This window comes from Geminocystis sp. NIES-3709 (assembly GCF_001548115.1).
Classification (GTDB): domain Bacteria; phylum Cyanobacteriota; class Cyanobacteriia; order Cyanobacteriales; family Cyanobacteriaceae; genus Geminocystis.
In genome coordinates this window covers 978,027-1,002,856 of record NZ_AP014821.1, presented here as the reverse complement: position 1 = coordinate 1,002,856, position 24,830 = coordinate 978,027, and the positions used below count along the sequence as shown (strand labels likewise).

The 24,830-nt window shown below is 34.7% G+C and carries 25 protein-coding genes and 1 pseudogene; 24 read left to right on the top strand and 2 right to left on the bottom strand.

From position 1 onward, the window contains the following. Positions 1-53: 53 nt before the first annotated feature. The 14 genes and pseudogenes from psb32 to GM3709_RS04255 all read left to right on the top strand — a co-directional run bounded on the left by psb32 (position 54) and on the right by GM3709_RS04255 (position 11,049). Positions 54-746, top strand: a complete 693-nt coding sequence (gene psb32, locus GM3709_RS04325; protein ID WP_066116626.1) for a photosystem II repair protein Psb32 — start codon at positions 54-56, stop codon at positions 744-746. A 72-nt stretch (positions 747-818) separates the two neighbouring features. Then, positions 819-1,073, top strand: a complete 255-nt coding sequence (locus GM3709_RS04320; protein WP_066116624.1) for a DUF6761 family protein — start codon at positions 819-821, stop codon at positions 1,071-1,073. 41 nt (positions 1,074-1,114) lie between these two features. After that, the gene (locus GM3709_RS04315) at positions 1,115-3,325 is read left to right on the top strand and encodes a CHASE2 domain-containing protein (RefSeq protein WP_066116622.1); all 2,211 of its coding nucleotides are present in this window, start codon (positions 1,115-1,117) and stop codon (positions 3,323-3,325) included. A gap of 493 nt (positions 3,326-3,818) precedes the next feature. Then, positions 3,819-4,322, top strand: a complete 504-nt coding sequence (locus GM3709_RS04310; RefSeq protein WP_066116620.1) for a hypothetical protein — start codon at positions 3,819-3,821, stop codon at positions 4,320-4,322. 29 nt (positions 4,323-4,351) lie between these two features. Next, positions 4,352-4,891, top strand: coding sequence for a DUF2808 domain-containing protein (locus GM3709_RS04305; protein WP_066116618.1), 540 nt, complete (start codon positions 4,352-4,354; stop codon positions 4,889-4,891). Positions 4,892-4,909: 18 nt separating this feature from the next. After that, positions 4,910-5,359 carry a hypothetical protein gene (locus GM3709_RS04300; protein ID WP_066116616.1) on the top strand — a complete coding sequence of 150 codons (450 nt, stop codon included), beginning with the start codon at positions 4,910-4,912 and terminating at the stop codon, positions 5,357-5,359. A gap of 37 nt (positions 5,360-5,396) precedes the next feature. Further along, positions 5,397-6,056, top strand: coding sequence for a hypothetical protein (locus tag GM3709_RS04295; protein WP_144439406.1), 660 nt, complete (start codon positions 5,397-5,399; stop codon positions 6,054-6,056). An 82-nt stretch (positions 6,057-6,138) separates the two neighbouring features. Continuing rightward, complete coding sequence (locus GM3709_RS04290; RefSeq protein WP_066116612.1) at positions 6,139-6,657, top strand: type IV pilin-like G/H family protein; 519 nt, start codon at positions 6,139-6,141, stop codon at positions 6,655-6,657. 31 nt (positions 6,658-6,688) lie between these two features. After that, positions 6,689-8,035, top strand: coding sequence for a DUF1254 domain-containing protein (locus GM3709_RS04285; RefSeq protein ID WP_066116610.1), 1,347 nt, complete (start codon positions 6,689-6,691; stop codon positions 8,033-8,035). Between the two features lie 27 nt (positions 8,036-8,062). Then, a complete protein-coding gene (locus GM3709_RS04280) occupies positions 8,063-8,662 on the top strand; it encodes a bile acid:sodium symporter family protein (protein WP_066116608.1) in 600 nt (199 codons plus the stop codon). A 57-nt stretch (positions 8,663-8,719) separates the two neighbouring features. After that, positions 8,720-9,877, top strand: a pseudogene (locus GM3709_RS18925) (IS630 family transposase). Next, on the top strand, positions 9,878-10,153 hold the full coding sequence (locus tag GM3709_RS04265) for a hypothetical protein (RefSeq protein ID WP_066116604.1): 276 nt from the start codon (positions 9,878-9,880) through the stop codon (positions 10,151-10,153). A 66-nt stretch (positions 10,154-10,219) separates the two neighbouring features. After that, complete coding sequence (locus GM3709_RS04260) at positions 10,220-10,567, top strand: DUF1622 domain-containing protein (protein ID WP_066116602.1); 348 nt, start codon at positions 10,220-10,222, stop codon at positions 10,565-10,567. A 41-nt stretch (positions 10,568-10,608) separates the two neighbouring features. Further along, entirely contained in the window at positions 10,609-11,049 is a 441-nt protein-coding gene (locus tag GM3709_RS04255; RefSeq protein ID WP_066116600.1) for a YidH family protein, read from the top strand. 22 nt (positions 11,050-11,071) lie between these two features. Here GM3709_RS04255 and GM3709_RS04250 read toward each other — a convergent pair whose 3' ends face one another. Continuing rightward, positions 11,072-12,037 carry a helix-turn-helix domain-containing protein gene (locus GM3709_RS04250; RefSeq protein ID WP_066116598.1) on the bottom strand — a complete coding sequence of 322 codons (966 nt, stop codon included), beginning with the start codon at positions 12,035-12,037 and terminating at the stop codon, positions 11,072-11,074. Positions 12,038-12,259: 222 nt separating this feature from the next. Here GM3709_RS04250 and GM3709_RS04245 point away from each other — a divergent pair, with 222 nt between their 5' ends. The 4 genes from GM3709_RS04245 to GM3709_RS04230 all read left to right on the top strand — a co-directional run bounded on the left by GM3709_RS04245 (position 12,260) and on the right by GM3709_RS04230 (position 16,003). Next, entirely contained in the window at positions 12,260-12,775 is a 516-nt protein-coding gene (locus GM3709_RS04245; RefSeq protein WP_066116596.1) for a type IV pilin-like G/H family protein, read from the top strand. A 34-nt stretch (positions 12,776-12,809) separates the two neighbouring features. Beyond that, the gene (locus tag GM3709_RS04240; RefSeq protein WP_066116595.1) at positions 12,810-14,300 is read left to right on the top strand and encodes an arylsulfatase; all 1,491 of its coding nucleotides are present in this window, start codon (positions 12,810-12,812) and stop codon (positions 14,298-14,300) included. Positions 14,301-14,515: 215 nt separating this feature from the next. Further along, a complete protein-coding gene (locus GM3709_RS04235) occupies positions 14,516-15,490 on the top strand; it encodes an HAD family phosphatase (protein WP_066121718.1) in 975 nt (324 codons plus the stop codon). A 21-nt stretch (positions 15,491-15,511) separates the two neighbouring features. Further along, on the top strand, positions 15,512-16,003 hold the full coding sequence (locus GM3709_RS04230) for a hypothetical protein (RefSeq protein WP_082712937.1): 492 nt from the start codon (positions 15,512-15,514) through the stop codon (positions 16,001-16,003). A gap of 6 nt (positions 16,004-16,009) precedes the next feature. Here the strand turns inward: GM3709_RS04230 and GM3709_RS04225 are convergent, their stop codons facing one another. Continuing rightward, a complete protein-coding gene (locus tag GM3709_RS04225; RefSeq protein ID WP_066116591.1) occupies positions 16,010-17,029 on the bottom strand; it encodes an AraC family transcriptional regulator in 1,020 nt (339 codons plus the stop codon). A gap of 300 nt (positions 17,030-17,329) precedes the next feature. On the opposite strand from GM3709_RS04225, the gene GM3709_RS04220 reads away from it, so the two are divergent. The 6 genes from GM3709_RS04220 (at position 17,330) to GM3709_RS04200 (ending at position 24,825) form a co-directional block, all read left to right on the top strand. Beyond that, positions 17,330-18,211: a formylglycine-generating enzyme family protein gene (locus GM3709_RS04220; RefSeq protein ID WP_315863044.1), complete on the top strand. Its 882-nt coding sequence runs from the start codon at positions 17,330-17,332 to the stop codon at positions 18,209-18,211. A 36-nt stretch (positions 18,212-18,247) separates the two neighbouring features. Further along, positions 18,248-18,820 carry a hypothetical protein gene (locus tag GM3709_RS04215; protein ID WP_066116588.1) on the top strand — a complete coding sequence of 191 codons (573 nt, stop codon included), beginning with the start codon at positions 18,248-18,250 and terminating at the stop codon, positions 18,818-18,820. 145 nt (positions 18,821-18,965) lie between these two features. Beyond that, a complete protein-coding gene (locus tag GM3709_RS04210) occupies positions 18,966-21,524 on the top strand; it encodes an arylsulfatase (RefSeq protein WP_066116586.1) in 2,559 nt (852 codons plus the stop codon). 65 nt (positions 21,525-21,589) lie between these two features. Next, the gene (locus GM3709_RS20395) at positions 21,590-21,733 is read left to right on the top strand and encodes a hypothetical protein (RefSeq protein WP_158506700.1); all 144 of its coding nucleotides are present in this window, start codon (positions 21,590-21,592) and stop codon (positions 21,731-21,733) included. Between the two features lie 89 nt (positions 21,734-21,822). Next, positions 21,823-23,523, top strand: a complete 1,701-nt coding sequence (locus tag GM3709_RS04205) for a hypothetical protein (RefSeq protein ID WP_066116584.1) — start codon at positions 21,823-21,825, stop codon at positions 23,521-23,523. 51 nt (positions 23,524-23,574) lie between these two features. After that, positions 23,575-24,825 carry an extracellular solute-binding protein gene (locus tag GM3709_RS04200; protein WP_066116582.1) on the top strand — a complete coding sequence of 417 codons (1,251 nt, stop codon included), beginning with the start codon at positions 23,575-23,577 and terminating at the stop codon, positions 24,823-24,825. Positions 24,826-24,830 lie beyond the last annotated feature (5 nt).

The following is a 24,830-nucleotide window of genomic DNA, read 5'->3' as shown; positions in this document are numbered from 1 at the left end:
CCATAACATGACATAATAAGAGAATTATTTTACAGATCAGGATCATATTAATTATGAGAAAAATAAACGCTATCATCCTCAGTTTATCTCTCTCTTTAATGCTTGTTTTTAACTTAGGCATTAATGGTGCTTCTGCCACGGGAGTTTACGATTTACCCGTTATCAATGCGGGGGAAGATGTCTGGATTTTTGATGATGCAGATGTTATCAGCAAAACCACAGAAGCAACTTTAACTAATGAATTGAAGGATTTAGCTAATAACACAGGTAACGAAGTCCGCATTGTAGTTATAAATCGCCTTGACTATGATCAAACGATCGACTCTTTAACCAATGAACTTTTTTCTACATGGTATCCTACCCCAGAAGAACAACAAAATCAAACTCTTTTCGTCTTGGATACTTTAACTAATCGTACCGCCTTGCGTACTGGCGACAAAGTAACCACTCTTTTAACTCCTGAAATTTCGGAAAGTGTTTTGAAAGAAACCGTAACTATATCTTTAAAAAATTTACAGTATAATCAGGCTTTAACAGATATGAGCGATCGAGTTGTAGCTGTTTTGTCAGGACTTGAAGATCCAGGGCCTCCTCAAGTTAAAGAAGTTAATATTGATGGAACTTTTGCCACTGCGGAAGAAACAGACGATCGAAGTGCTACGATTTGGATGATTGTACTGTTAGGATTAGCAACGTTAATACCGATGGTGACGTATTTTTGGTATGTAGGGTTTCCGGGTAATTAGGGTACAATAAAAATATGAAAGCATTGTATTTCATCACTATCAATTTAATATAAACCGATAATAAGAAAAATTATGCTAACAGATCCCTTTGTTATTCGATACTATCAGAAATTAACTGATGGAATGGTGGATTTATGGCATAGAGGTAGTCGCTATGAAGAAATGAGAGTATATATGGAAGGGTATCTAACTTGTCTCCGTCTCACTAATGTTATAGAAGGCTATCAAATCCACCGCTTAGAAGAAGAGGCTTATCGTTTTCTTCGAGATCCTTCTAATTTTGAACTAGCTATGCCTCAAATGCAACGAGAACATGATTACTATTAAATGAAGAATAGTTAATTCCCAATTCTTATTGCACGATTAATATGAGTAAATCTTGGATAAAATCTTTTTGGTGGCAATGGCGGGGAGTCTGGATTGCAACTCCTCTTGTTTCCCTTGCCATCATCTTAACTCGTTATCTAGGATTATTTCAACCTTTTGAGTTATTCGCTTTCGATTTTTTGATCAAGATTCGATCGAGCCAACCTCAAGATAATAGAATAGTGATAGTGGGAATAGACGATGAAGACGTAGAAAAAATTGGTACAGCGTTAATACCCGATGAAATTTATGCTAATTTACTCACAAAACTGTTAGATTTTCAACCTGTCGCCATTGGTTTAGACGTTTATCGAGATGTACCTATGCCTCCGGGTACTGATGAACTATATCGACTTTTTGCAGAAAATAAAAATATCATCGGCATCGAAAAGATGATTGGCAAAACACAGCAATTTCGAGTTAAACCGAATCCTATCCTCAAGGCAAACAATCAAATCGGTTCTAATGATGTTATGCTTGATCAAGATAACAAAGTCCGCCGTGCTATACTGGCTTTACCCACAGAAAAAGCCTTTAGTCTGGGAATGTATTTAGCTTTACTCTACCTTGAAAAGCAAAACATTAACCTTGAGGTAAGAGAAGATCAGTCATGGCAATTAAAAGATACCCTGTTTATTCCCTTTGAAAGTAACGATGGAGGTTATCGCAATGCTGACAGTGGAGGTTATCAAATTTTGCTCAACTATCGAGGTAACGTTAATCATTTTGAAACCGTAAGCCTTTTTGATATTTTAGAAGATCAAGTGCCTCCAGACTGGGGAAAAGATAAAATTATTTTAATCGGTTTTATTGGTGAAAGTTTCCTTGATGTCCTTTCGACTCCTTATACTAACACCCCTGATCAACGCATGGCGGGAGTAGAAATTCACGCCAATATCATCAGTCAAGTTATTAGTAGTGTAACAGACGATCGACCTTTAATCAAAACATGGTCTGAAACTCAAGAAAACCTTTGGATTATAACATGGACGACCATCGGTTCAGTCATTATTTGGCAGTTTAGGAGAGCTGATAAATTTTTTCTTGGTATAGTAATATTCATTATCGCTCAAATAGTTTTACTAATAACTACTTATATTGCTTTTTTACATAATTGGTGGATACCAGTAATACCTCCTTTTATCGGTTTAGCTACCGCCGCTGGGGGAATTACCATACATACGGCACGCAATGGAGAAAAAATTAGACAAACTTTTGGACGTTATTTGAGTCAAGAAATTGTCAACACTTTACTAGAAACCCCCGAAGGAGTAAAGCTAGGAGGAGAAAGACGCAGTATCACCATTTTAACCTCTGATTTAAGGGGTTTTACTGCCGTTAGTGAGCAATTACCGCCCGAAGAAGTAGTCAAAATTCTTAACTATTATTTAGGGTATATGGCTAATATTATCACTGAATATCAAGGCACGATCGATGAATTTATGGGAGATGGTATTTTAGTATTATTTGGAGCACCTATAATTCGTAAGGATGACGCAGATAGAGCGATCGCTTGTGGTTTAGCCATGCAATTGGCAATGGAAGAAGTAAATAAACAGATGAAAATATGGGGTTATTCTCCTCTAAAAATGGGTATTGGTATTAATACGGGGGAAGTTGTTGTTGGCAATATTGGTTCAGAAAAAAGGACTAAATATGCTATTGTCGGCAGTGAAGTTAACTTAACTTATCGCATCGAATCCTATACAAAAGGAAGAGATATATTAATATCAGAAAAAACTTTAAACCTTTTACAATCAAAAGTAGAAATAGCAGAAAAAAAACAAGTTTCACCGAAAGGAGTAAAAAACCCAATTTATATTTGTCAGATAATTGGTATTGAAGGTAAATTTAATTTATTTTTACCCGAGAAAGAAGAAGAAATTATTACTTTAAATAAACCAGTAGAAATTAGATATTGTTTGCTAAATGAAAAAGATGTTAGTCAAATTTATTATTTAGGAATTATACATAAAATAGTTATTAAAGACATCGAAAAAGGCGCAGAAATAACTTTGATGATAGCTGATTCATTTTTACCAAATCCTCTTGATAATTTAAAATTGAACTTAGTAAGTTATCCTTATTCTGATGATATATATGGTAAAGTAGTTACAAATAATTTGGAAGAAAAGTTTTTTACAATATACTTTACTCATTTACCTTCTTCTATCGAACAATTATTATATAATAAGTTTATTTTAGAACTTTAATTTTTCTAAATCATTGAGAAAATATATAAAAATCACTGGTTTTTATAAGAGAAATGAAATTACGAACAAAATCTTTACAAAAATTAATTATTATTTAAAAAAGTTCATAATTTGAATTTTCAAAAAAAAATTTATAAATGACTAAAGTATAAGGTAGAAGAAAAAAAGTTAAATAACAATTAATTGATAAAAAATATTCGATAATTCATTTTTTGGTTTTATTTATTAATTTCTAAAACATCGTTAAAATAATAAATAAATATTTCTTAAATAATCTTCATAATACTTTTCAGATAAATTAAATCTGTCTGAACATCTTACTATCTCTATATTCTATTTTTAAATTCTGGTATTAATCATTCTGAGTTTTTGTATATTCATTGATCTTTAAATTATATCGTGAGATAAAATTAGAAAAAATAGCTATAATCAATTGTCATTAATTTGATCGTATTTAGTAAAATTAGGTGAAAATAAGTATTGAAAAAAATCTATGGAAAAACTCAAAGAAGAAATAAAAAAAATTAGTTCTCTTGCCTTATTTTTCTTAATAGGATTTGGTTATATTCTTCTGGTGATGAAACTTTTTTTAGCTGAATATGATATTAATACTTATGTCTTTTCCAAAGCAGTTATTAGTGCCTTAGTTGCGGCTAAAGCAGTGGCAATTATGGATATGACTCCTCTATTAAATCGTTATTCAAAATCCCCTCGTTATATTCAGGTTTTATATAAAACTTTTCTTTATACTTTGACAGTTTCTATAATTACTTTTATCGAAAATCTTTTCCATGCCTATAAAGAGGCTAAAGCCATTAAACCAGCGATCGAGTTATTTTTAGAAACCCGTAATTTAAACCTTTTTTTAGCTGTCACTTTATGTCTATCCATTGTTTTCTTAATCCATAATATTTTTCAAGAAATTGATAATTATTTAGGTAAAGGAAAGTTAAGTAAATTATTTTTCGATCGACCAAAAAATTCTGAACTAACATAAATTTATTTATGATAAAAAAGATTACATCTATGAAAATAATTAAACTCATTTCACCTTTTTTATTAAGTACAAGTGGTATTTTTTTTAGTCCTTGTACTTATGCTCAACAAACTGATAATCCTAATTTTTTCACTGGACAACCTCCAGTTTTTGTTGGTGCGCAGACTCCTGACTCTACCATCAACTGGCCGAATGCTCATTATTATTTTACCTTTCATCTTCCCAATAACTCGATCGAATCTTTGGGAAAAGTAACTATTCAACAACAACAAAACGTTAATGTTATTCCCCTAAATGTGTCAAGTACTTATGCTTTCATCGGAACTCAAGGAAATGTAGGTAAACCCCTTACCATCCAAACGACTCAAGATCCTCAAACTCAAGCAGTAACGGTTGTTTTTGATCCCCCTGTACCACCCGGAACGACTTTTAGCGTTCGTCTTGAAGCCTTCAGAAATCCGCCTGATGACGACACCTATCTTTACAGTGTAACTACTTTTCCAGCAGGGAATAATGCCACGGGTTTACCGATGGGAGTTGGAAGATTTAGTTTTTATCGATTGTTTTAGTTAAAGAATATTTAGATTATGAATTTAAAAATTTTGGCTATAGCCACCTTATTAAGCGGAGTTTGGGGTAGTTTAACCTTAATTCCTCTCAACGCTCAAACACCCTCAGAGATTCCCCTTACAATTCCTGCGAATATCGATGATTTACCAAATGATCCCAATCAATTAAAAACATGGTACTGCGATAACGCCAGTCAAGGGGTTTTAGTGGAAGTAAAAATGATTAAAAATTGGCAAGACACCATGGAAATGGAGACAAATCAATGGCAATGTCAAGAACAATTAGTGAATCTTCCTGATAATGCACCTCAATTTTCTTGTGAATCCGATGAAAATGAAATTAATCTAATAACTATAACGTGGGTAAAAGGCAATGAAGGTAAATCCTTGATGAAAAATTGGATTAGTACTTTTGAAAATCAAAGTATGGCTTGTACCACTGACAAAACTAATGAGTTTTGGAATTAACAATATCTATTACCATTTTAATAAACATTGAAAAATCATGAATAAAAAGCCTCTCTGTGTTCTATTTACCGTTAGTATGCTTACCTTGACTGTTTCTGTCGGTAATCTGATTACTAATAAATCTGTCGATGCAAAACCAGCTCCTGAAACCAAAGAAGTTTCTGATCCGGTACAACTGCTGTTCGTCCAAAATTCTGTCACAGGTAGTTATGACGGTAAAAGATTGAATCTTAATGGAGTCGGTTCGACTATCTTTTTTAGCGATCGCCCTGAACGTATTTCAGGTCATGTACAAAACTCAGAATTTATCAATCATTGGGATGAAGGTTCAGATAATTTTGCATCTAATCCACCTAACGCTACATTGTCTATTTTTGGCGAAAAAGGTGTTAATAGTGTCGTCATTGAATTAACTAATCCCAAGTTAGAAAATAATAATCTTTCCTATCAAGTTAAGGTTTTACAAGGAGAATTACCAGCTAACTTTCAAGAATCATCTTTATTTATCGATATTTTAGGACGTTGGCGTATGTATGGAGCGGGTGTGGCCGCTGGGGCAGCCATGGCGGGTGCTGGTAGTTATTATTATAATCCCCCTGTGGTTGTTAATCCTATAGCTCCCGTAATTGTCAATCCAGTAAATCCGGTTTATGTGCCTCCTGTTTATGTAGCACCCCGTCCAGTAGTTCTTTACTAAAGGCGATCGCCTAAAAAAGTAGAAAAGAAAATCTTTAGAATATTTGTTCTGAACCATAATTTTTTAACAGGAAAACTAAATCATGACTAAATTTTCAATCTCAAAACACCTTTGGAAAAATCGAGCCATCGCTGTTATTTTCGGTAGTGTATTCTTAGGGTTCGGTTTGACTACCCAAGCTCAAAATAGTCCTAATCAAGATCAAAATACTGCATTACAAGCGGTAGCTAAGATGACAGAAGGACAACGGACTTATTATCAAACAAATGGTACGTTTCGAGCCGTAGTTAAGAATATTCAGAAAGATTTTGGTATTACCTTACCTAGTACTTTAAATTATGCAGTTCGCACCACATCAGAAGCGGCTTATAGCTATGTTATTCCTGCTAAATCAGGTGAACTAAGAGCCTATGTTGGTGCGGCTTTTCTTACTCCGAATCAAACTCCGAAAATTACCACTATCATTTGTGAAAACAATAATCCGGGGCAGAATCGTCCTGCTGATCCTCTATTAGTCAGAGATCCTCTTAATCCCCAAAAACTTTCTTTACAGTGTGGTCAATTTTCCTTTGAAGTTCCTCAATCACAAGTTAACGAATAATTTTACTAAATCTTTTTCACTTAATATAATTATGAAACTATCACTCGATAATATTACCGAACAAGAAGCCTACGAAATTGGTATTGAGGCTTATCATTACTTTTATTCGTTGATTACCATGGACTTCACAAGAAGGATATGTACTAATTATAAATCAGGAGAAAAACCCGGATTCGGTCCAGTCAACACATTTCATCATCTGCGACAATTTCCCCCCGCAAATTTTCGAGCGGTGGTACGTCCTAACTTTGACACTCTTTATACCATTGCATGGGTTGATATAACTAAAGAGCCGATGATTGTCTTAACTCCTGATACTAATGGACGTTACTATTTATTGCCGATGTTGGATATGTGGTCAAATGTTTTTGCTGTACCCGGTAAGCGTACCACTGGCACAGAAGCTCAACAATATGCGATCGTACCTCAAGGATGGACAGGAGAATTACCAGAAGCCATGGAAAAGATTGAATCTCTCACCCCTTATGTTTGGATTATCGGACGTATTCAAACTAACGGAGTTGAAGATTATCCTGCGGTAAATAAAATTCAAGATGGTTTTAAAATCGTTCCTCTTTCTCAGTTGGGCAAAACCGTTGAACCTGTGGAAACTGTTATTGATACTACCCTTGACATGAAAACAGATCCCCTAAAACAGATCAATAGTATGTCCGCAAGTCAATATTTCGGCTACGGTGCACAATTGCTCAAAATTAATCCCCCTCAACTTACAGATTGGTCAACTATTGCTCGTCTGCAACGTATAGGTATTGAGCCGGGTAAGAGTTTTGACTTGAATAATGCACCTGTTGCCATACAAGCTGGTTTACAAAAGGCGGTGGTAGATGGACTCAAAATCATGATAGAGAAATCACCAACTTTGGCACGAATTGAAAACGGTTGGCAGATGAACACTGATACTATGGGGGTTTACGGTAATTATTACTTAAAACGGGCGATCGTGGCGATGGTGGGATTAGGGGCAAATCAACCCGAAGATGCCATTTATCCGATGAATGTCTTTGATGCCAATGGTAAGCCCATGGAAGGTCAAAATAACTATGTATTACACTTCGATAAAGATGAACTCCCTCCCGTAGAGGCTTTTTGGTCAATTACCATGTATGATGCAGAAGGTTTTCAAGTGGCGAATAAGCTCGATCGATTTGCTATCGGCGATCGTGATGCTTTAAAATATAACTCCGATCGTTCACTAGATATATATATTCAACACGAATCTCCTGAAGATGACAAAGTATCTAACTGGTTGCCTTCTCCGGCAGAGGGTGTATTAGGAGTAACAATGCGTTTATATGCTCCAAAAGCATCGGCTCTTAATGGGATTTGGAATCCTCCTGCGGTGAAACAAGTACTTTAGATCTTCATAAATTCTGTGTAAGTACTTATGAATCATCCTTTTTTAGTCATCTTTGTTAAAATTACGATTTTTTCTTTGATGTTAGCCATTGGGATTAATCTTTCTTTTGAAAAAATGCTCTCCTTTTGGCGTAAACCTGCCTTGCTATTCCGTGATATTTTAGCGGTTGTAGTAATAGTTCCTTTAGTAGTAATTATTTTCTTAAAACTCTTTCATTTACCACCAGACGTAATGACAGGATTAGCTTTATTAGCAGCATCTCCAGGAGCTCCTTTAACTACGAAGCGATCGCAAATGGCACGAGGTAAATTACCTTCTTCTGCTAGTCTTCAGCTAACTTTAGCCTTAATGGCAGTATTTATAACTCCCATTACCCTCGCTATTTTTACGGCTTTATTTAATGATATTTCCCAAAAAGTTACAGTTTTAGAAGTTGTGAAACAAATAACGATGGTGCAATTTTTACCAGTTATTATCGGTATTTTGTTGCAAAAATTCGGTAGTAAATATGCTGAAATGATAGCAAAACCAATAAGTACCATCGCGAATGGTCTTTTTTTAGTATTAATTATAATTGGGGGTATTGCAGGACTACCTATCTTGTTCAAAGTTTCTGGTTTAAGCTAAGACGCATTGATTTGGTATATAATTTAAGTCAGAAAAGATAAAACTTAGGTGTGATTTATGCCTTCTAAAAATTTTTTGTCAGAGGAAGAAAGAAAGTATCTACAAGATGCTTTAAAAATAGAAAAGAGATCGGAAGTCAGGGAAAGAATTTTAATATTTTTATTAGAGAATGATGGTAAAAATTATCAAGAAATAGCAGTTTTTTTGGGTTGTTCCCCCAAAACGGTGGCTTACTGGGCAGTTCATGGTAATCCTAATAATGTAGATTCATTGCAAGATAAAAGAAGAAAAGGAAACCAAACAAAAGCAACGGATAAATATATTGAAAGATTATTAGAAGTAGTTGATAAAAATCCTGAAGATTTTGGATATGATTTTGGTCGATGGACGGGGCAAAGATTATCAGAACATTTGGAAAAAGAAACAGGAATTAAATTAAGCAAATCACAAGTAGTGAGGATATTAAAAAGAAAAAAGTATAGTTATATTTGGGGAAAATATAGTTTAGAAGACAAACAAAATCAAGAACAAAGAAAAGCATTTAAAGAAAAATTAGAACATTACATAGAAATAGGTAAAGAGAATCCTGAGTTAGTTCAAGTATGGTTTTGGGATGGGGCGTTTAAAGTGGCGAACTAAATTCGCCACACAGCCCCTCATGAATGTGGTTTTAGTTTAAGGGTGATAAGAAGAAAAACATGGACGAAAAAAGGAAAAAGAAAAAAGGTGAAGGGAGAAAGAAGAAGAGGAAGAGTAAATATCATGGGAGGAATAAGATATTCGGATAAAAAAAGAAGATGTTTTGTAATAAAAAAAGGTGATTCAGAAACGTTTTGTGAACAATTAAAAAAGTTATGGGAAGAAATAAAAAATGAATGGGTAAGTAAGGGAAATGATGAAAAAGATTTTAAAGAATGTGGTCCGAAAATAATCATAATATTAGACAACGCAAGTTTCCATAAAAAAAAGGAAATAGTAGAAAAAATAGAAAAAAATCTACCGAATATAAGACTAGAATATTTACCGGTATATAGTCCAGATTATAACTTAATAGAATTAGTGTGGCATTCGGCAAAGGAATATATAGCTTATAGAAACTTTGAAAATAAAGAACAGCTAGAAAAAACAGTAAATTACTTATTAAATGAAGGAGGTTTAGTAATTAATTGGAGTAAAAAATTTAAGAATAAGGGTGAATTAATCAATGTAAGTTAAATGCGTCTTAGCTTATCGTTACTTGTCATTGGAATTATAGCGATCGCATCTTTAGCTATAGGGCATAGTTTAGGGGGAATTGAAGGTCAAAATCGTTCTATTCTGGCTATTTCCTGCGTTGCTCGTAATGTCGGTTTAGCCTTGTTTATCGCCATTATCAATAACATAGAAAAAGAGGTAATTTCTACCCTCGTAGCTTATACAATCTTGGGAGCGATTCTTGGTATTATTTATTCAGTATGGTATAAAAGACAATTTCCACCAATTCCAGAGTAATCAAAAATAAATACTAATATATTTTAATAATGTTTTTTACGACAAATTACTTATGATCGAATGATGATGGAACACTTAGAAAGTGGATTAGCAATCCTCGTTACATTTCTAAAGTTTTTGCTAGAAGCCATTGCTGTTTTTTGCATCCTTTTAGGTGTATTAAAAACTGGACTATTAGCTTATCGGTCAAAGTACGATCGTAGTAAAAATTTATTTACAGAAATTCGCCTAGAATTTGGAATGTGGCTTGTACTAGCATTAGAATTTCAGTTAGGTGCAGATATTGTTTCTACAAGTATAAGTTCAACTTTTGATTCTTTAGGAAAATTAGGAATTATTGCCCTAATCCGAACTTTTCTTAATTATTTTCTTACCAAAGAATTAGAGTCTCAACGAAATGCAAATAATAAATAGCAACCAAATTTTAATACCACACTTTTTCTTACTCTTTAATCATGGTTAATCAACCTTCTCAAGACTCAGAAACACCGAAAAAACTTTCTAATGATGATTTAGCTTCTGATCGCACTGAAATGGCTAAATATCGCAGTCGTGCCGCCGCCGATCGTACTTTGATGGCTTGGATACGGACTTCTTTATCCTTAATCGGCTTTGGTTTTGGTATTCCTACTATTACTACTGCCATCGAAAAACTTGATACTATTACTCATCTAAATCTCCTCAGATTTTCCGTCATTGTTGGACTTTGTTTTATCGGTACGGGAATGTTTGCCATCGCTTTAGGATTAATAGATCATCGTAAAATAATGAAACAAATTGAAAGCGATCGCTATACCTACGAAAACTCTCAAAGTGCAGAAATTGTAGCGGTGGCTTTACTCGTAATTGGCTTACTTAGTTTTATTGGAGTATTAATTAAATCCTTGAAATTTTGAAATCTCTAAAAATCCCTCTATTCTAATGATTTCTTAATATCTCTGAAGGTGACTCTCCAAATAATTGCTTATAATCTCTCGAAAAATGCCCCATACTCCAAAAACCCCAATTATTAGCAACAGCAAACACTTTCGTATTGTTCGGATTTGAGGCTTTTAAAGCTAGTCTTACTCCATGAAGTCGTTTTACTTTCAAGTACTCCATCGGACTCATGGCAAAAATATCTTGAGTGGCGTAAGATAATGCACGAGAACTGGTTTTTAGTGCTGTATATAAATCTTTTAAAGTCAAAGGTTGATCAATATTGTTCATGATAAAATTATCCATTTTTCTAATAATTTCATAACGTCTAAAAGACATAATTTTAGAAAAAAATATCTCATCATCATTCCTCAAAATATCGATAAAAAGAGGTAAAAAATCTTCAATAATTAATCTCTGACTCGAATATTTTGATAACCAATTAGAATCATAAATAAGTAAATAAAAAAGTTGTTTTAAATAGCTTTTAAAATTATTTAATTTATTAATATTAATAATCACAGTATTTTTTTGAAAAAACTTATCATTAAAACGACTTATTTTCATTAAATTTGCGTATTCATAAAAAACATCGACATTGACAGATATTATTGCTACTTCACAGGCTTTTCTAGTCACGACAAATATTTCTCGATGAGGATTTAATCCAAACAATATATTATGAGATAAACAGTTATCATGAGCGATTAATATTTCATCTTCAGAGGTTAAAGGTATGCCAAAAGTAAGACTATTAGCAGGTTTACTTCCCATAATGTGCATAGCTTGATTAACAGAGGCATAAGTTATTTGTAAACCACGAAACCCTGCGATGGCTAACTCTCCTTTAAATTTACCTTTACTAAGTTGATTTGAACTTAAATTATAAATTTTAAAAGCCTCTGCCCATTGATCAAAATCTTGAAATAATTGATGTGAACAAAAAAAATTTTTTTCCTCTTTCATAAAATTTAAAATAAAAATTCATTGCTATTTATTTAAAATATTCATCAAAAAAACTAACACATAGGGTAAAAATTTTGTCAAGGGCTAAAAGTTGCAAATTTCGTATAACCTGATTTTGTAGATTCTATCAAAATATTAAGAGAATAGTGTGATTTTTGAATATTGAGAAACAAACTATATAGACTAAATTCAGAATAGTGTTTTAACACAAAAACTAAATTCATGAGTAAATTTTCAAAACATCTTTTGAGAAATGGATCAATAGTTATTCTTGTGGGAGTTAGCGTATTATTAGGAGTCGGGTTGACTACCCAAGCCCAAAATAATCCAGATCAAGATCAAAATACAGCATTACAAGCTGTCGCCAAGATGACCGAAGGACAAAGAACTTATTATCAAAAAAATGGTAAATTTCGAGCGGTAGTTAAGAATATTCAGAAAGATTTTGGTATTACTTTACCTACTACTTTAAATTATGCAGTTCGCACCACATCAGAAGCTGCTTATAGCTATGTTATTCCTGCTAAATCAGGTGAATTAAGAGCCTATGTTGGTGCGGCTTTTCTCACTCCGAATCAAACTCCGAAAATTACCACTATTATCTGTGAAAACAACAATCCGGGGCAGAATCGTCCTGCTGATCCTCTATTAGTCAGAGATCCTCTTAATCCCCAAAAACTTTCTTTACAGTGTGGTCAATTTTCGTTTGAAGTTCCTCAATCACAAGTTAACGAATAATTTTAGTCAATTCCTCTTTTAAGGACAATTAAAAATGACAGCAAAAAAACCGAATATCGTAGTAATCTGGGGTGATGACATTGGTACAGCTAATCTGAGTATTTTCACTAAAGGCATGATGGGTTATCGTACCCCGAATATCGATCGCATCGCCGAAGAAGGAATGTTATTTACAGACTATTACGGTGAACAAAGTTGTACAGCAGGAAGATCCGCTTTTGCCACAGGACAATCTGTTTTTCGTACGGGTTTATCGAAAGTAGGATTACCCGGTGCTGATATTGGATTACAAGCAGAAGATCCCACCATTGCAGAGCTATTAAAACCCTTGGGTTACTCTACGGGACAATTCGGGAAAAATCACTTTGGAGATAAAGATAAATTCTTGCCTACCCAACACGGCTTTGATGAATTTTTTGGCTTCTTGTATCACTTAAACGCCTGTGAAGAACCGGAATTAAGAGATTATCCTCCCGAAAAAGATTTTCCTAATTTCCGTGAACATTTTGCTCCTCGTGGTGTAATCCATTCCTATAGTGATGGACGGGTTGAAGATACTGGTCCTTTGACCAAAAAACGTATGGAAACCATCGATGATGAGGTTTTTGAAGTAACTTCAGAATGGCTCGATCGCAAAGTTGCCGAAGACAATCCCTTTTTCCTCTGGTTTAACACATCCCATATGCACTTCCGTACTCATCCAAAACCTGAGAGTTTAGGACAGTCTGGACGTTGGCAGTCAGAATACCATGATGTGATGATTGATCATGATAACGTTGTGGGTGCTGTACTGCAAAAATTAGATGATCTCGGCATTGCTGATAATACCATTGTTATTTATGGTACTGATAATGGTCCTCACATGAACTCCTGGCCCGATGGTGGCATGACACCTTTCCGTAATGAAAAAGATTCCAATTGGGAGGGAGCATTTCGTGTTCCTTGTTTCATTCGTTGGCCCGGGGTAATTAAACCCGGTAGTGTATCTAATGATATTGTCAGTAACCTTGATTGGTTGCCCACTATTTTAGCCGCCGCCGGAGAACCAGATATTAAAGAAAAATTACTCAAAGGCTATCAAGTAGGTGATAAAACCTTTAAAGTGCATCTGGATGGTTATAACCTTGTACCATATTTCAAAGGAGAAGTTGAACATAGTCCTCGTGTCGATTTTTTCTACTTTTCAGATGATGGCGATCTCATGGCAATGCGTTATGATAACTGGAAAATTGTTTTTATGGAACAACGAGTACAAGGAACGCTACGTATCTGGCAAGAACCTTTAGTAACCTTGCGTTTTCCAAAATTATTTAACCTCCGTACAGATCCTTATGAAAGGGCAGATATAACCTCTAATACCTATTGGGATTGGGTAATTGACCATATTTATCTGTTTTTACCTGCTCAAAAAATTGTCGGTGATTTCTTAAAAACCTTTATCGAATACCCACCTCGTCAAAAAGCCGCCAGTTTCACCATCGATCAAGTATTGGAAAAACTACAAAGCGGTGCAGGAAGCCGTTAATAAAATTAACAATTAACAATTAGACATCTTTAATAATTGGCAAAATTAGAGCTTTAGCTCTTACTACAAGCCTATTAAAAATCTTTTTTGGAGATGTATGTCTATTAACGAAAAATCCAGTGTAATAGATAACGATGGGTTTAGATATAATGTTCAGGTTTATTACAAAAAGATATATTCTATTTGCTTTATTCGTGGTTTTATTAACGGTATTTATGAGTAACAATTTCAATCTCGGAATAGCTAGTGCTCAATCGAGTAATCCGTTACCTTCATGGAATAATGGAACTGCGAAACAGAAAATTATTGAGTTTGTCGAAGAAGCCATCGATCAATCTAGCCCTAATTATGTTAAACCAAGCGATCGCATCGCCACGTTTGATCAAGATGGAACACTTTGGGTTGAACACCCTTTTTATACTCAAGGAATATTCGCCTTAGATCGAGTAAAAATTTTAGCACCAGAACATCCCGAATGGCAAAACCAAGAGCCTTTTAAAACAATTCTGGAAAATAATCAGGAGGCGATCTCTCAATTTACCGAGAAGGAATTGGTGGAAATTATTGCCGCTACTCATGCAGGAATTACTACAAAAGCATTCATCAAAATCGTAAAAGATTGGCTAACAACGGCAAAACATCCACGCTTTGATAAACTCTACACCGAACTTATTTATCAACCAATGTTAGAGTTAATGCAATATCTTCGAGAAAATGATTTTAAGACTTATATTGTTACGGGAGGCGGACAAGAATTTGTCAGGACTTATAGTGAAGATATTTATGGTATTCCACCAGAACAAGTTATCGGTTCAAGTATTGTCACTGAATATGAATATCAAGACGGTGAACCAGTGTTGATGCGTAAGCCTCAAGTGTTTTTCATTAATGATCACGCTGGTAAACCGACAGGAATCAATCTCTTTATTGGCAAACAACCATCTATTGCTGTGGGTAATTCTGACGGCGATCGCGAGATGCTTGAATATACCCAAGCTGGTAACGGTAAAAGGTTAATGATACTCGTTCATCATGATGATCCCATCCGAGAATACGCTTATGGCCCTTCGGATAATCTACCTGATACCAAAGTTGGGCGGTTTTCTAACGAATTGATGGATTCTGCAAAACAACGTGATTGGATTATCATAAGTATGAAACAAGACTGGAAACAAATTTTCCCTTTTTAACTATCTTTTAATTGTCAAATCATGAAACTTTCTTTTTTTTCTCGTGTTACCATTCTCGGTATCTTTTTCTCTATCTTGAGACTTAATTTACCTGTTCAAGCCGAAACCTGTACTCCCATAAATCTTGTGGGTGGCAGTGGCAATAGTGTGACTAAAACTGTTTCTCCTCCAACTATTCCTGCCGGTCCATTGGGTATGTTAGGAGTTGATGTCATTCGTAATAATTGGAATACGGATTGGGCAGTACCAGGAGATGTTAAGTATCGTAAGTTTATTGTTACCGTTAACTCCAATGATAGTGGTCCTTTTGATGTCAGAATGTATCTCAAATATAGTGATCAAACCGCAGGAGAATTTTTTAATAATCGAGCAGTACAATTTCAATCGGACAAGCCTTTAAAAATAGTAGCAGAGCCACGCCCCGAAGATGAACCATATCAAGTCAATTTATTTGTTAATGGTGTAGAGTCGATCGGCAAAACTTACACGGCTTCCGTAATAGGCTGTAAATAAATTTTGCTAACCAATATTTTTGTTAAGTTGATCGCAACGAAAATGATGAGGACTTATTCCTGTCCAACGTTTGAAAGCACGACTAAAATGAGCAGGATCTTCATAACCTAATTCATAGGCAATTTCAATCATTTTTAAAGGAGAATTTTGTAGTAAATAAACAGCTTTTTCATAACGAATACGAGTCACTAATTGAGAATAGGTTAAACCATCTTTTGCTAATCTTCTTTGTAAACTACGAATAGGCATTTTGGCAATTTCTGAGGCTAAATTAATAGACGGATAGCCTTCTTTTAAATGAGATTTAATCGCCTGTGTTAAAGAATGGGTAAATTGAGAAGAGGGAATAGATTGATGTAGTTTTTCATATTCTTGATGTTTTTGATCTTCACATAAATTAAACTCTTTTGGAAAAGGTAAGGCTAAAAATGAGCGAGGAAAAGCGATGGAAGTTATAGTAACATCTTTATTGATCAAAACTTCTTGAAGATCATTATCCGTAAAATTACTGAATGGAGTTTGTAGAGTAATTTGTTGTGGACACCATGTTTTTCCTGCCACTTTACGAATTAAATCTAGCATCAATATTAAAGAAAAATGACTGGGATGATGAGAATCAAAATGTCTTAAATTAGTATATTCTTGGCAAAAATAAGCCGTTTCCTTATCTTCTAATAACCAGAAATGTTCTCCTGAATTAAACAAATGTCCCAAATGAATAGCCTTAAAAATGGCATCATATAGAGTTAGAGATTGACAAGCTAATTTACCTAAGATGCCCAAGGATTCCACAGGAGTTTTTTCTCCTACTAAAAACCCTAAGTTTTCTATTCCTTCTTGATATGAGGCTTTTTTCAAAAAATCAAAAACTTGATCACGAGAGATTAACAAATTTGGTTCATCGAGGGCAAAAATAGGTAATTTATATTGTCTTAATAGTTTCTCTGTGGGAGTGCCTAATTCTTCCAAAAAATCAACAAAAGGAATTAAAGCGGAAACTCGTAAAAGAGGTACATAATTCGTCATAAATAATTAACAAAAATTAACAATGATTGGCAGGTTAATATAGAAAACAATCTCAGAGTATTTACGGATTTTTTAATTATAGATTGGCACGAAATGGCAAGAAAAGGTTTTCCACAAATATTTATGCTTTGCTTATACTTAAGTAAATATTAATTTCTTTTAAGCAAAATCATCGATCGTGAAACGGCGCTGCGCGATCGAGCTTATCTTCTGAAGATGAAAAATGTTCTCTTTATATTAGCAATAGTCTCTGTTCTTTTTTTCGTCTTTATTCCCTCAGTTTTGGCTTGTTCAACTGGTATGACAAAAATTCATGGAGGTACTTTTACTATAGGTGCAAATAACGAATTTCCCGAAGAAAAACCTGCTCAATCCATTACAGTTCAAGACTTTTGCATTGATACTCACGAAGTGACTAATCAACAATTTGCCAAGTTTGTAGAAGATACAGGTTATATTACCATGGCCGAACGCCCTTTATCTGTGGCACAATTTCCCAAATTAACAGAGGAAGAGCGATCGCCCGGATCTGTGGTGTTTCAACCCATTCCTGAAGGACAACCTTTTCAAGAATTAAGTTGGTGGCATTGGGTACAAGGGGCAAATTGGCGACATCCTCAAGGAAAAAATAGCACCATTGAAGGGAAAGAAAATCATCCTGTTGTTCATGTTGCCTATGATGATGCGATCGCCTATGGAAAATGGGCTGGTAAATCTTTACCAACGGAAGCACAATGGGAATTTGCAGCACGAGGAGGCTTAAAGGACAAAATTTTTGCGTGGGGTAATACTTATAATTCCCAAAAAGCCAACACATGGCAGGGGGAATTTCCCGTGAAAAATACCCAAGAAGACGGTTATTTTGGTACTGCCCCAGTCGGCTCTTTTCCCCCCAACGGTTACGGATTATATGACATGACGGGGAATGTGTGGGAATGGACTCAAGACTATTATCATTATGGTCATGATAGTAAATCTGGGCAACTAAATCCTATTGTCAGTGACGAAAAAGAAAGTTTTGATCCTCGTGATCCTGAAGTACTTAAACACGTTATTAAAGGAGGTTCGTATCTATGCGCTCGTAACTATTGCAGTCGTTTTCGTCCATCAGCAAGGGAAGCAGAATCTCCTGATACGGGGACATCGCATATCGGATTTCGTTTAGTCACATCTCTACCATAAATCAAAAAATTTATTAACAAATTTAAGAGTAATCCCATGATAAAAATACGTCAACTTTTTGCTATTTCTCCTTTAATAGTATTTGTTATTTCGGTTTTCGCTACATTTTATCCCGTCAAAGCTCAAGAACAAAAAACAGAAGAACAAAAAGTACAATTAATGTTTGTTCAAACTGCCGATGACATAAAAACTGATAACAAAACTATTCGTCTAGTTAACGTCAATCCTCAGACTCTTTATTTTGCTGATCGTCCTGTACGTTTAGCCGGTCATGTTACTACTCCTGAATACATGAAAGAATGGACAGCTAGTGCTGGTTCTGACAATTTCAACAATGATCCTCCTAATGCGACCCTTTCCGTTTATGAGAAAGGACAACCTCAAAATAGTCTTGTGGTAATTGAAATTAGTAACCCTGTTATTGATGGTAAAGATTTAGTTTACAACTATAAAGTGATTGAAGGTACAATGCCCAAATCAGGTGGTGAAAGTGCCTTATTTATTGACTGGATTGGTGCTGGAGGAGGAGTAGGTCCTGGTTTTTATGGGGTCGGAGTTGGTACTCGTGGAGTTGGTGTTTATGGGGGTTATGGTGGCCCTGGAAGATAACAAAAATATAAGTTTACTAAACTAAACTTGACTAAATTATTTTTCTCAAAAAAATCTGATGTAATTTGAAAATAAAATTTTTTTTAAGATTACCAATTTAACAAATCTTTTTTGCAATTAAAATTATCATTATTATTAAAAAATCATGTTTATACGTTTCAAAAATTTTCTTAATGGCTTATTACCAAGCAAAATAAGGATAATTACCACAGGAATACTGGTTTTCTTCATGGTAGTAGGTTCAGGAATTTTCTTTGCCCCTGCCATCGCCCAACAAATTCGAGGTACAGCAGGTTCTCCTAGTGCTGTTATGACTATTAAAGGAGATCAACTTCCCGCACCCCCTAAAGCATTTGGAGGGGTAATTAAAACTAATGTTTCAGATTCTAAACCCTATTGGACTCCTAGAATTCAACCTCCTAAAGATGCCCCGAATGTCTTGTTAATTATTACCGATGATGTAGGTTTTGGCTCTCCTTCTACTTTTGGTGGTGTGATTCCTACTCCTGCCCTCGATCGAGTGGCAAATAATGGCTTAAGATACACTAACTTTCATTCTACCGCCCTTTGTTCTCCCACTAGAGCGGCTTTAATTACAGGACGCAATCATCATTCTGCAGGATTTGGTGTAGTTTCGGAAATGGCTACGGGTTATCCAGGTTATGACAGCATTATCACTAAAGATAAAGCAACGATCGGTAAAATCCTCAAAGATAACGGTTATGTCACCTCATGGTTTGGCAAAGATCATAATACTCCTGCCTTCCAATCCAGTCAGAATGGCCCTTTTGATCAATGGCCTACTGGTATGGGATTTGATTATTTTTATGGTTTTGTCGGTGGCGATACCAGTCAATGGCAACCTAATTTATTTCGTAACACAACCCCTATTTATCCTTATGTAGGTAAAAAAGATTGGAACTTAACCACCGCAATGGCGGATGATGCGATCAAATATGTTAATCGTGTTAATAGTTTAGATCCCAATCAACCCTTTTTCATCAAATACGCCCCCGGAGGCACTCACGCCCCTCACCATCCCACCAAAGAATGGGTGGATAAAATCCATAATATGCACCTGTTTGATAAAGGTTGGAATGCTTTAAGAGAAGAAATTTTTGCCAATCAAAAGAAATTAGGCGTAATTCCTGCCGATGCAAAATTAACACCTTGGCCCGATGATTTACTCAAAAAATGGGAAGATCTCACCCCGGATGAGCAAAAACTGTTTATTCGTCAAGTGGAAGTTTACGCCGCCTTTTTAGCTTACACCGATCACGAAATTGGGCGAGTTATTCAAGCAGTAGAAGACATCGGCAAACTAGATAACACCGTTGTTATTTATATCAGTGGCGATAACGGAAGCAGTGCCGAAGGTACGATGATGGGTACTCCCAACGAAGTAGCAATATTTAACGATGTTGATGTAACCGTAGAAGTACAATTAGAAAAATTCTATGATGTCTGGGGAACGGATCAAACCTATAACCATATGGCAATACCCTGGACATGGGCGTTTGATGCTCCATTTTCTTGGACAAAACAAGTTGCCTCTCATTTTGGTGGAATACGTCAAGGCATGGCGATTTCTTATCCCAAAGTTATTAAAGATAAAGGTGGTATCCGTAATCAATTCCATCACGTTATTGATATAGTTCCCACCATCTTAGAATTAACAGGCATTCCTGCACCGAAAATTGTTGATGGTATTGAGCAAAAACCCATTGAAGGTGTGAGTTTAGTCTATACCTTTGATGCTGAAAATGCTAAAATACCATCTACCCATAAAACCCAGTATTTTGAGATGTTAGGAGATCAGGCTCTTTATAATGAAGGTTGGATCGCCAGTACTAAAGTTGTACGTCCTCCTTGGATAATAGGCGGTTTAGGAAACCTTGATCCTGCATCATCACCGTGGGAATTGTACGATTTAACTAAAGATTGGACACAATCCAATAATATTGCTGACCAAAATCCCCAAAAACTCAAAGAATTACAGAATTTATTTTGGAAGGAAGCCGATAAATATCAAGTTTTACCCCTTGATGGTTCTGTAACACCCCGTTTAATTACTCCTCGCCCTAGTCTTACGGCTGGACGAAATGTGTTTACCTATCGAGGAGAGTTAACCGGCATACCCAACGGTGTTGCTCCAAGTATTTTAAACTCTTCCTATAACTTTAAAGCGGAAGTAGAAGTACCTCAAAACGGAGGACAAGGAATGATCGCCACTCAAGGAGGTCGTTTTGGCGGTTATGGCTTTTATCTCCTTGAAGGAAAACCAGTGTTTGTGTGGAATTTGGTGGATTTAGAAAGAATCCGTTGGGAAGGGCAACAACCAATATCTGCTGGTAAACATACCGTAGAATTTGACTTTAAGTATGATGGTTTAGGCATGGGTACTCTTGCTTTCAATAATGTCAGCGGTATTGGACGCAGTGGTACTGGTGTTCTCAAAGTTGATGGTAATGTAGTAGCTACTCAAAAAATGGAAAAAACCTTGCCCTTTATTCTGCAATGGGATGAAAACTTTGATATTGGTGCTGATACAGGTACACCTGTTGATGATGCTTATTATCAAGTACCTTTCCAGTTTAACGGTAAGCTCGATAAGTTAACTTTGACGATCGATCGACCTCAATTAAGCCCTGAAGATATAGAGAAACTAAAACAAGCCCAGAGAAATAATAAAGTTTCTGAATAGTTTAGTTTTTTTGCTGTCCATAAATTTAACGTGGGCATTGCCCACCTTACTCAATTATTAAAACCATGAACAAAAAATCTATCTGTGCTTTATTTACCTATTATTATAACCCTCCCGTTGTTGTTGCTCCCGTAGCTCCAGTTTATGCACCTCCAGTGTATGTATATTGCACCCCGTCCAGTGATTGTTTATTAAGTATAAGTATTTGAGGTTTTCTCATTACTACTCAGAATCAAAGTAAATTAAATCTTTTTTCAAATAATAAATGTTTTAAATTACTCACTTTTTATTTATTAATATGTTTTTATCACAAAAATCTTTAATATCTATCCTAACAATAGGAAGTCTTTATTTTCCTTTAAAAGCGATCGCTAACCCTATAACTTCCCAAGAAAAAGACGATATATTTACTTCTAATGGCTGTGATTGTGCGGAAGATTTAAGGGGAAATTATTTTCAAGAATTAGAACTTAAAAAAAATAATTTAGAGACTTTTCAAAACAATCAATTCAATCAAAATATTAATAGTTTATTACCTCAAATTCAAGCCCAAAATTCTGAAATTAATATCACAACAGATCCTAATAAATGGCGTTTGCAATTTCAACCTTATACAACCGTACCTATAAATACTTATGGCACAGCTACAGCTAGGGGACGAACTGTTGATTATGATATGGACTTAGGGCAAGTTTTCGATTCTTTGAACTTTACTGCTAGTGCAAGGGTGGAAGCATGGAAAGGACGATTAGGCTTTATTTTTGATGGTTATTACGTCAATTTGGGTGATGCAGTTAACTTAAGTAAACAACTCAGTCGTAACCCCTCAGCTTTAAATTCTGTGAATTATTTACTAAGTAAAGGCACAAATACAAGGGTGACAGAATTAGTTAATAATCTTGAACAAAAAATTGAAATAGCGAAAGAAAATGAACAGTTAAAAAAGAATGAAATTATCCAAAGAGTAGATACAAAAATTGAAGACTTAAAATTTACTGTTAATGAAGATTTGGAAAGATTAAAAGCTGTTGATATAAAAGTAGAAGAAATTAGAAATAATTTGACTAATTTTGTTAATTCTCGTATCGGTGATTTGAATTTTCAAGACTTAAAAAACTTTCAATTAATTCCTGAAGGTTTTAAAGAATTATTGGCTCTAAATATTAAAGATTTTCCTCAAATTCAAGATTTACAAGAGTTAAATAAGAGAATTGAAGATACGAGAGTTAGAGAAGTTTTATCTTCTATTCCTGAAATTAAACAAAAATTGACAGAAACTCGTGAGACTGTAAGACAGGGTATTGAAACAGTTATCGAAGAACGGAAAATTGAAGATACAGAAAAATTACGAGAATTACAAAAAGAATTAGAAGAAGCGAAAGCCTTGATAGATCAAGAATTAGCAAAAATTGAACAAACAAAGGATTTTATCGAAAATCGATCGCCCCAAAACTTGGATATTGATAGTCAAACTAATTTAAGTTTTCAACAAGGTATTTATGACTTTGCCGTGAGTTATCATTTTGGGGAAATTCCCAATTATAAATTAGGAGATAAACCTTCAGGACGTAATTATCCTCTTTTCTGGTTTCAACCCATCGCCGGAATGAGATTAAATAATATAAGTATCAATATAGAAGAAACTATTAACGTTGTCGCTACCAGTACTTTAGTTAATTTTAATGGTAGTTTTAAAAATAATTACGGACAAACTCGAACTTGGCTTGAACCGATGATAGGTGCTAAGTTAGGAATGCAATTGAACGATCGCATAGGACTATGGTTAAGGGGTGATGCGTCAGGATTTGGATTAGCCGGAGAGACGGATATGAGTTGGAATGTCTTATTTGGTACTGATGTATGGATCGGTTATAACACAGCTTTACAATTAGGCTATCGTTTCTATGAAATAGATTATTCTTGGGGTAGTGGTAATAATGCCTTCGGATTTAAAGAAAGTTTTAACGGGCCATTTTTGTCAGCAACTTTTCATTTTTAATCATAATCAATAACTGGTTAAATTAGTTAAATAGGTAGAATTTTTTAGTAAATGTCAAAGTTGTTTAAACATAAAAATTTATTGAGTTTTTTATATTACTTTATTATTAGTATTAGCTTAATTTTACTCATTCAAATTGCTGTACTTAATAAAATAAATCTATCATCAACACAACTGCAAGGCAATCTATTAATTTGGCATTCTACAGAGGGAAAAGTTGCGAATATGTTCATAAATGCTGTAGAACAATTTAAACAATTAAATCCAGAAGTTAATCTTCTCCTTCAATCAATTCATGACAAAAAAAATCCCTCTCTTTTTATTGAAAAATCGGGAGCTGGTTTTGGTTCAAGTGCTTTAATTATTGAAGCAAAAAATCTCATAGAATTACTCAAAAAAAGATTAATTAATCCTATTGATTCTCAATTTATTGACACTTCTATCTATTCCCCTCTTACCTTAAGTCAAGTACGTTATCTAGGAAAAATTTATGGTATTCCATTAGGTTCAAATACAAGAGTTCTTTGTTATAATAAAGCAAAATTAAATGCGACAAATGAGCCAATTTTCAGCACTCCACCAACAGATTTAGATGGATTAATTCAAAGAGCAATCAAAGGTTATACTGTGGGTTTAGTTTCCTCTTTTGAAGATACTTTTTGGGGCATGGGTACTTTTGGTGGTAAATTATTTAATGAATTAGGTTTACTTGAAGCTAATCTTGATGGATGGGTAAAATGGCTGGATTGGCTTAAAAATGCTTCTTTACAACCTAACGTTATTTTTAGTCGCGATCGTACTATTCTCCACAATGCTTTTAGTGAAGGTAAATTGGCTTATTATGTTTGTGAATCAAAGGAAATTCTCGATTTTACTGAGAGTTTAAAAGATAATTTCCGAGTTGCTTTATTACCTCAAGGGGATGGAGGAAAAGCTACTCCTTTGCTTTATACCAAAGTTATAGTATTTAATCATAGTAACACAGATAATGAAAACCATCTAGGGTTAGCTTTCGGAAAATATATCACTAATCCTGAACAACAATTAGCCGGAATTATCAAAACTCAGAGTTTCATTCCCACCAATCGGAATGTAAATCTCAACGTTGCTTTACTTCCCATCGAATCCGTCTTATTAAAACAAGCTGAATCGGCGGTGGCTATTCCTCTTAATAATTTAGAACAAATTATCCAAGTTTTTGAAAAAGGGGAAACTTTATATCAACAAGCCTTTGTCGGAGAAATTTCTACTATAAAAGCTGCCGAAGAATTAATGTTATTGATAGGTAATTTTAGTAGTTAATAAAT

What these genes read in the sequence shown, in the direction of transcription:
- psb32 (WP_066116626.1), top strand. Translation starts at nt 54, where the DNA reads ATGAGAAAAATAAACGCTATCATCCTCAGTTTATCTCTCTCTTTAATG.
- GM3709_RS04320 (WP_066116624.1), top strand. Translation starts at nt 819, where the DNA reads ATGCTAACAGATCCCTTTGTTATTCGATACTATCAGAAATTAACTGAT.
- GM3709_RS04315 (WP_066116622.1), top strand. Translation starts at nt 1,115, where the DNA reads ATGAGTAAATCTTGGATAAAATCTTTTTGGTGGCAATGGCGGGGAGTC.
- GM3709_RS04310 (WP_066116620.1), top strand. Translation starts at nt 3,819, where the DNA reads ATGGAAAAACTCAAAGAAGAAATAAAAAAAATTAGTTCTCTTGCCTTA.
- GM3709_RS04305 (WP_066116618.1), top strand. Translation starts at nt 4,352, where the DNA reads ATGAAAATAATTAAACTCATTTCACCTTTTTTATTAAGTACAAGTGGT.
- GM3709_RS04300 (WP_066116616.1), top strand. Translation starts at nt 4,910, where the DNA reads ATGAATTTAAAAATTTTGGCTATAGCCACCTTATTAAGCGGAGTTTGG.
- GM3709_RS04295 (WP_144439406.1), top strand. Translation starts at nt 5,397, where the DNA reads ATGAATAAAAAGCCTCTCTGTGTTCTATTTACCGTTAGTATGCTTACC.
- GM3709_RS04290 (WP_066116612.1), top strand. Translation starts at nt 6,139, where the DNA reads ATGACTAAATTTTCAATCTCAAAACACCTTTGGAAAAATCGAGCCATC.
- GM3709_RS04285 (WP_066116610.1), top strand. Translation starts at nt 6,689, where the DNA reads ATGAAACTATCACTCGATAATATTACCGAACAAGAAGCCTACGAAATT.
- GM3709_RS04280 (WP_066116608.1), top strand. Translation starts at nt 8,063, where the DNA reads ATGAATCATCCTTTTTTAGTCATCTTTGTTAAAATTACGATTTTTTCT.
- GM3709_RS04265 (WP_066116604.1), top strand. Translation starts at nt 9,878, where the DNA reads ATGCGTCTTAGCTTATCGTTACTTGTCATTGGAATTATAGCGATCGCA.
- GM3709_RS04260 (WP_066116602.1), top strand. Translation starts at nt 10,220, where the DNA reads ATGGAACACTTAGAAAGTGGATTAGCAATCCTCGTTACATTTCTAAAG.
- GM3709_RS04255 (WP_066116600.1), top strand. Translation starts at nt 10,609, where the DNA reads ATGGTTAATCAACCTTCTCAAGACTCAGAAACACCGAAAAAACTTTCT.
- GM3709_RS04250 (WP_066116598.1), bottom strand. Translation starts at nt 12,037, where the DNA reads ATGAAAGAGGAAAAAAATTTTTTTTGTTCACATCAATTATTTCAAGAT.
- GM3709_RS04245 (WP_066116596.1), top strand. Translation starts at nt 12,260, where the DNA reads ATGAGTAAATTTTCAAAACATCTTTTGAGAAATGGATCAATAGTTATT.
- GM3709_RS04240 (WP_066116595.1), top strand. Translation starts at nt 12,810, where the DNA reads ATGACAGCAAAAAAACCGAATATCGTAGTAATCTGGGGTGATGACATT.
- GM3709_RS04235 (WP_066121718.1), top strand. Translation starts at nt 14,516, where the DNA reads ATGAGTAACAATTTCAATCTCGGAATAGCTAGTGCTCAATCGAGTAAT.
- GM3709_RS04230 (WP_082712937.1), top strand. Translation starts at nt 15,512, where the DNA reads ATGAAACTTTCTTTTTTTTCTCGTGTTACCATTCTCGGTATCTTTTTC.
- GM3709_RS04225 (WP_066116591.1), bottom strand. Translation starts at nt 17,029, where the DNA reads ATGACGAATTATGTACCTCTTTTACGAGTTTCCGCTTTAATTCCTTTT.
- GM3709_RS04220 (WP_315863044.1), top strand. Translation starts at nt 17,330, where the DNA reads ATGACAAAAATTCATGGAGGTACTTTTACTATAGGTGCAAATAACGAA.
- GM3709_RS04215 (WP_066116588.1), top strand. Translation starts at nt 18,248, where the DNA reads ATGATAAAAATACGTCAACTTTTTGCTATTTCTCCTTTAATAGTATTT.
- GM3709_RS04210 (WP_066116586.1), top strand. Translation starts at nt 18,966, where the DNA reads ATGTTTATACGTTTCAAAAATTTTCTTAATGGCTTATTACCAAGCAAA.
- GM3709_RS20395 (WP_158506700.1), top strand. Translation starts at nt 21,590, where the DNA reads ATGAACAAAAAATCTATCTGTGCTTTATTTACCTATTATTATAACCCT.
- GM3709_RS04205 (WP_066116584.1), top strand. Translation starts at nt 21,823, where the DNA reads ATGTTTTTATCACAAAAATCTTTAATATCTATCCTAACAATAGGAAGT.
- GM3709_RS04200 (WP_066116582.1), top strand. Translation starts at nt 23,575, where the DNA reads ATGTCAAAGTTGTTTAAACATAAAAATTTATTGAGTTTTTTATATTAC.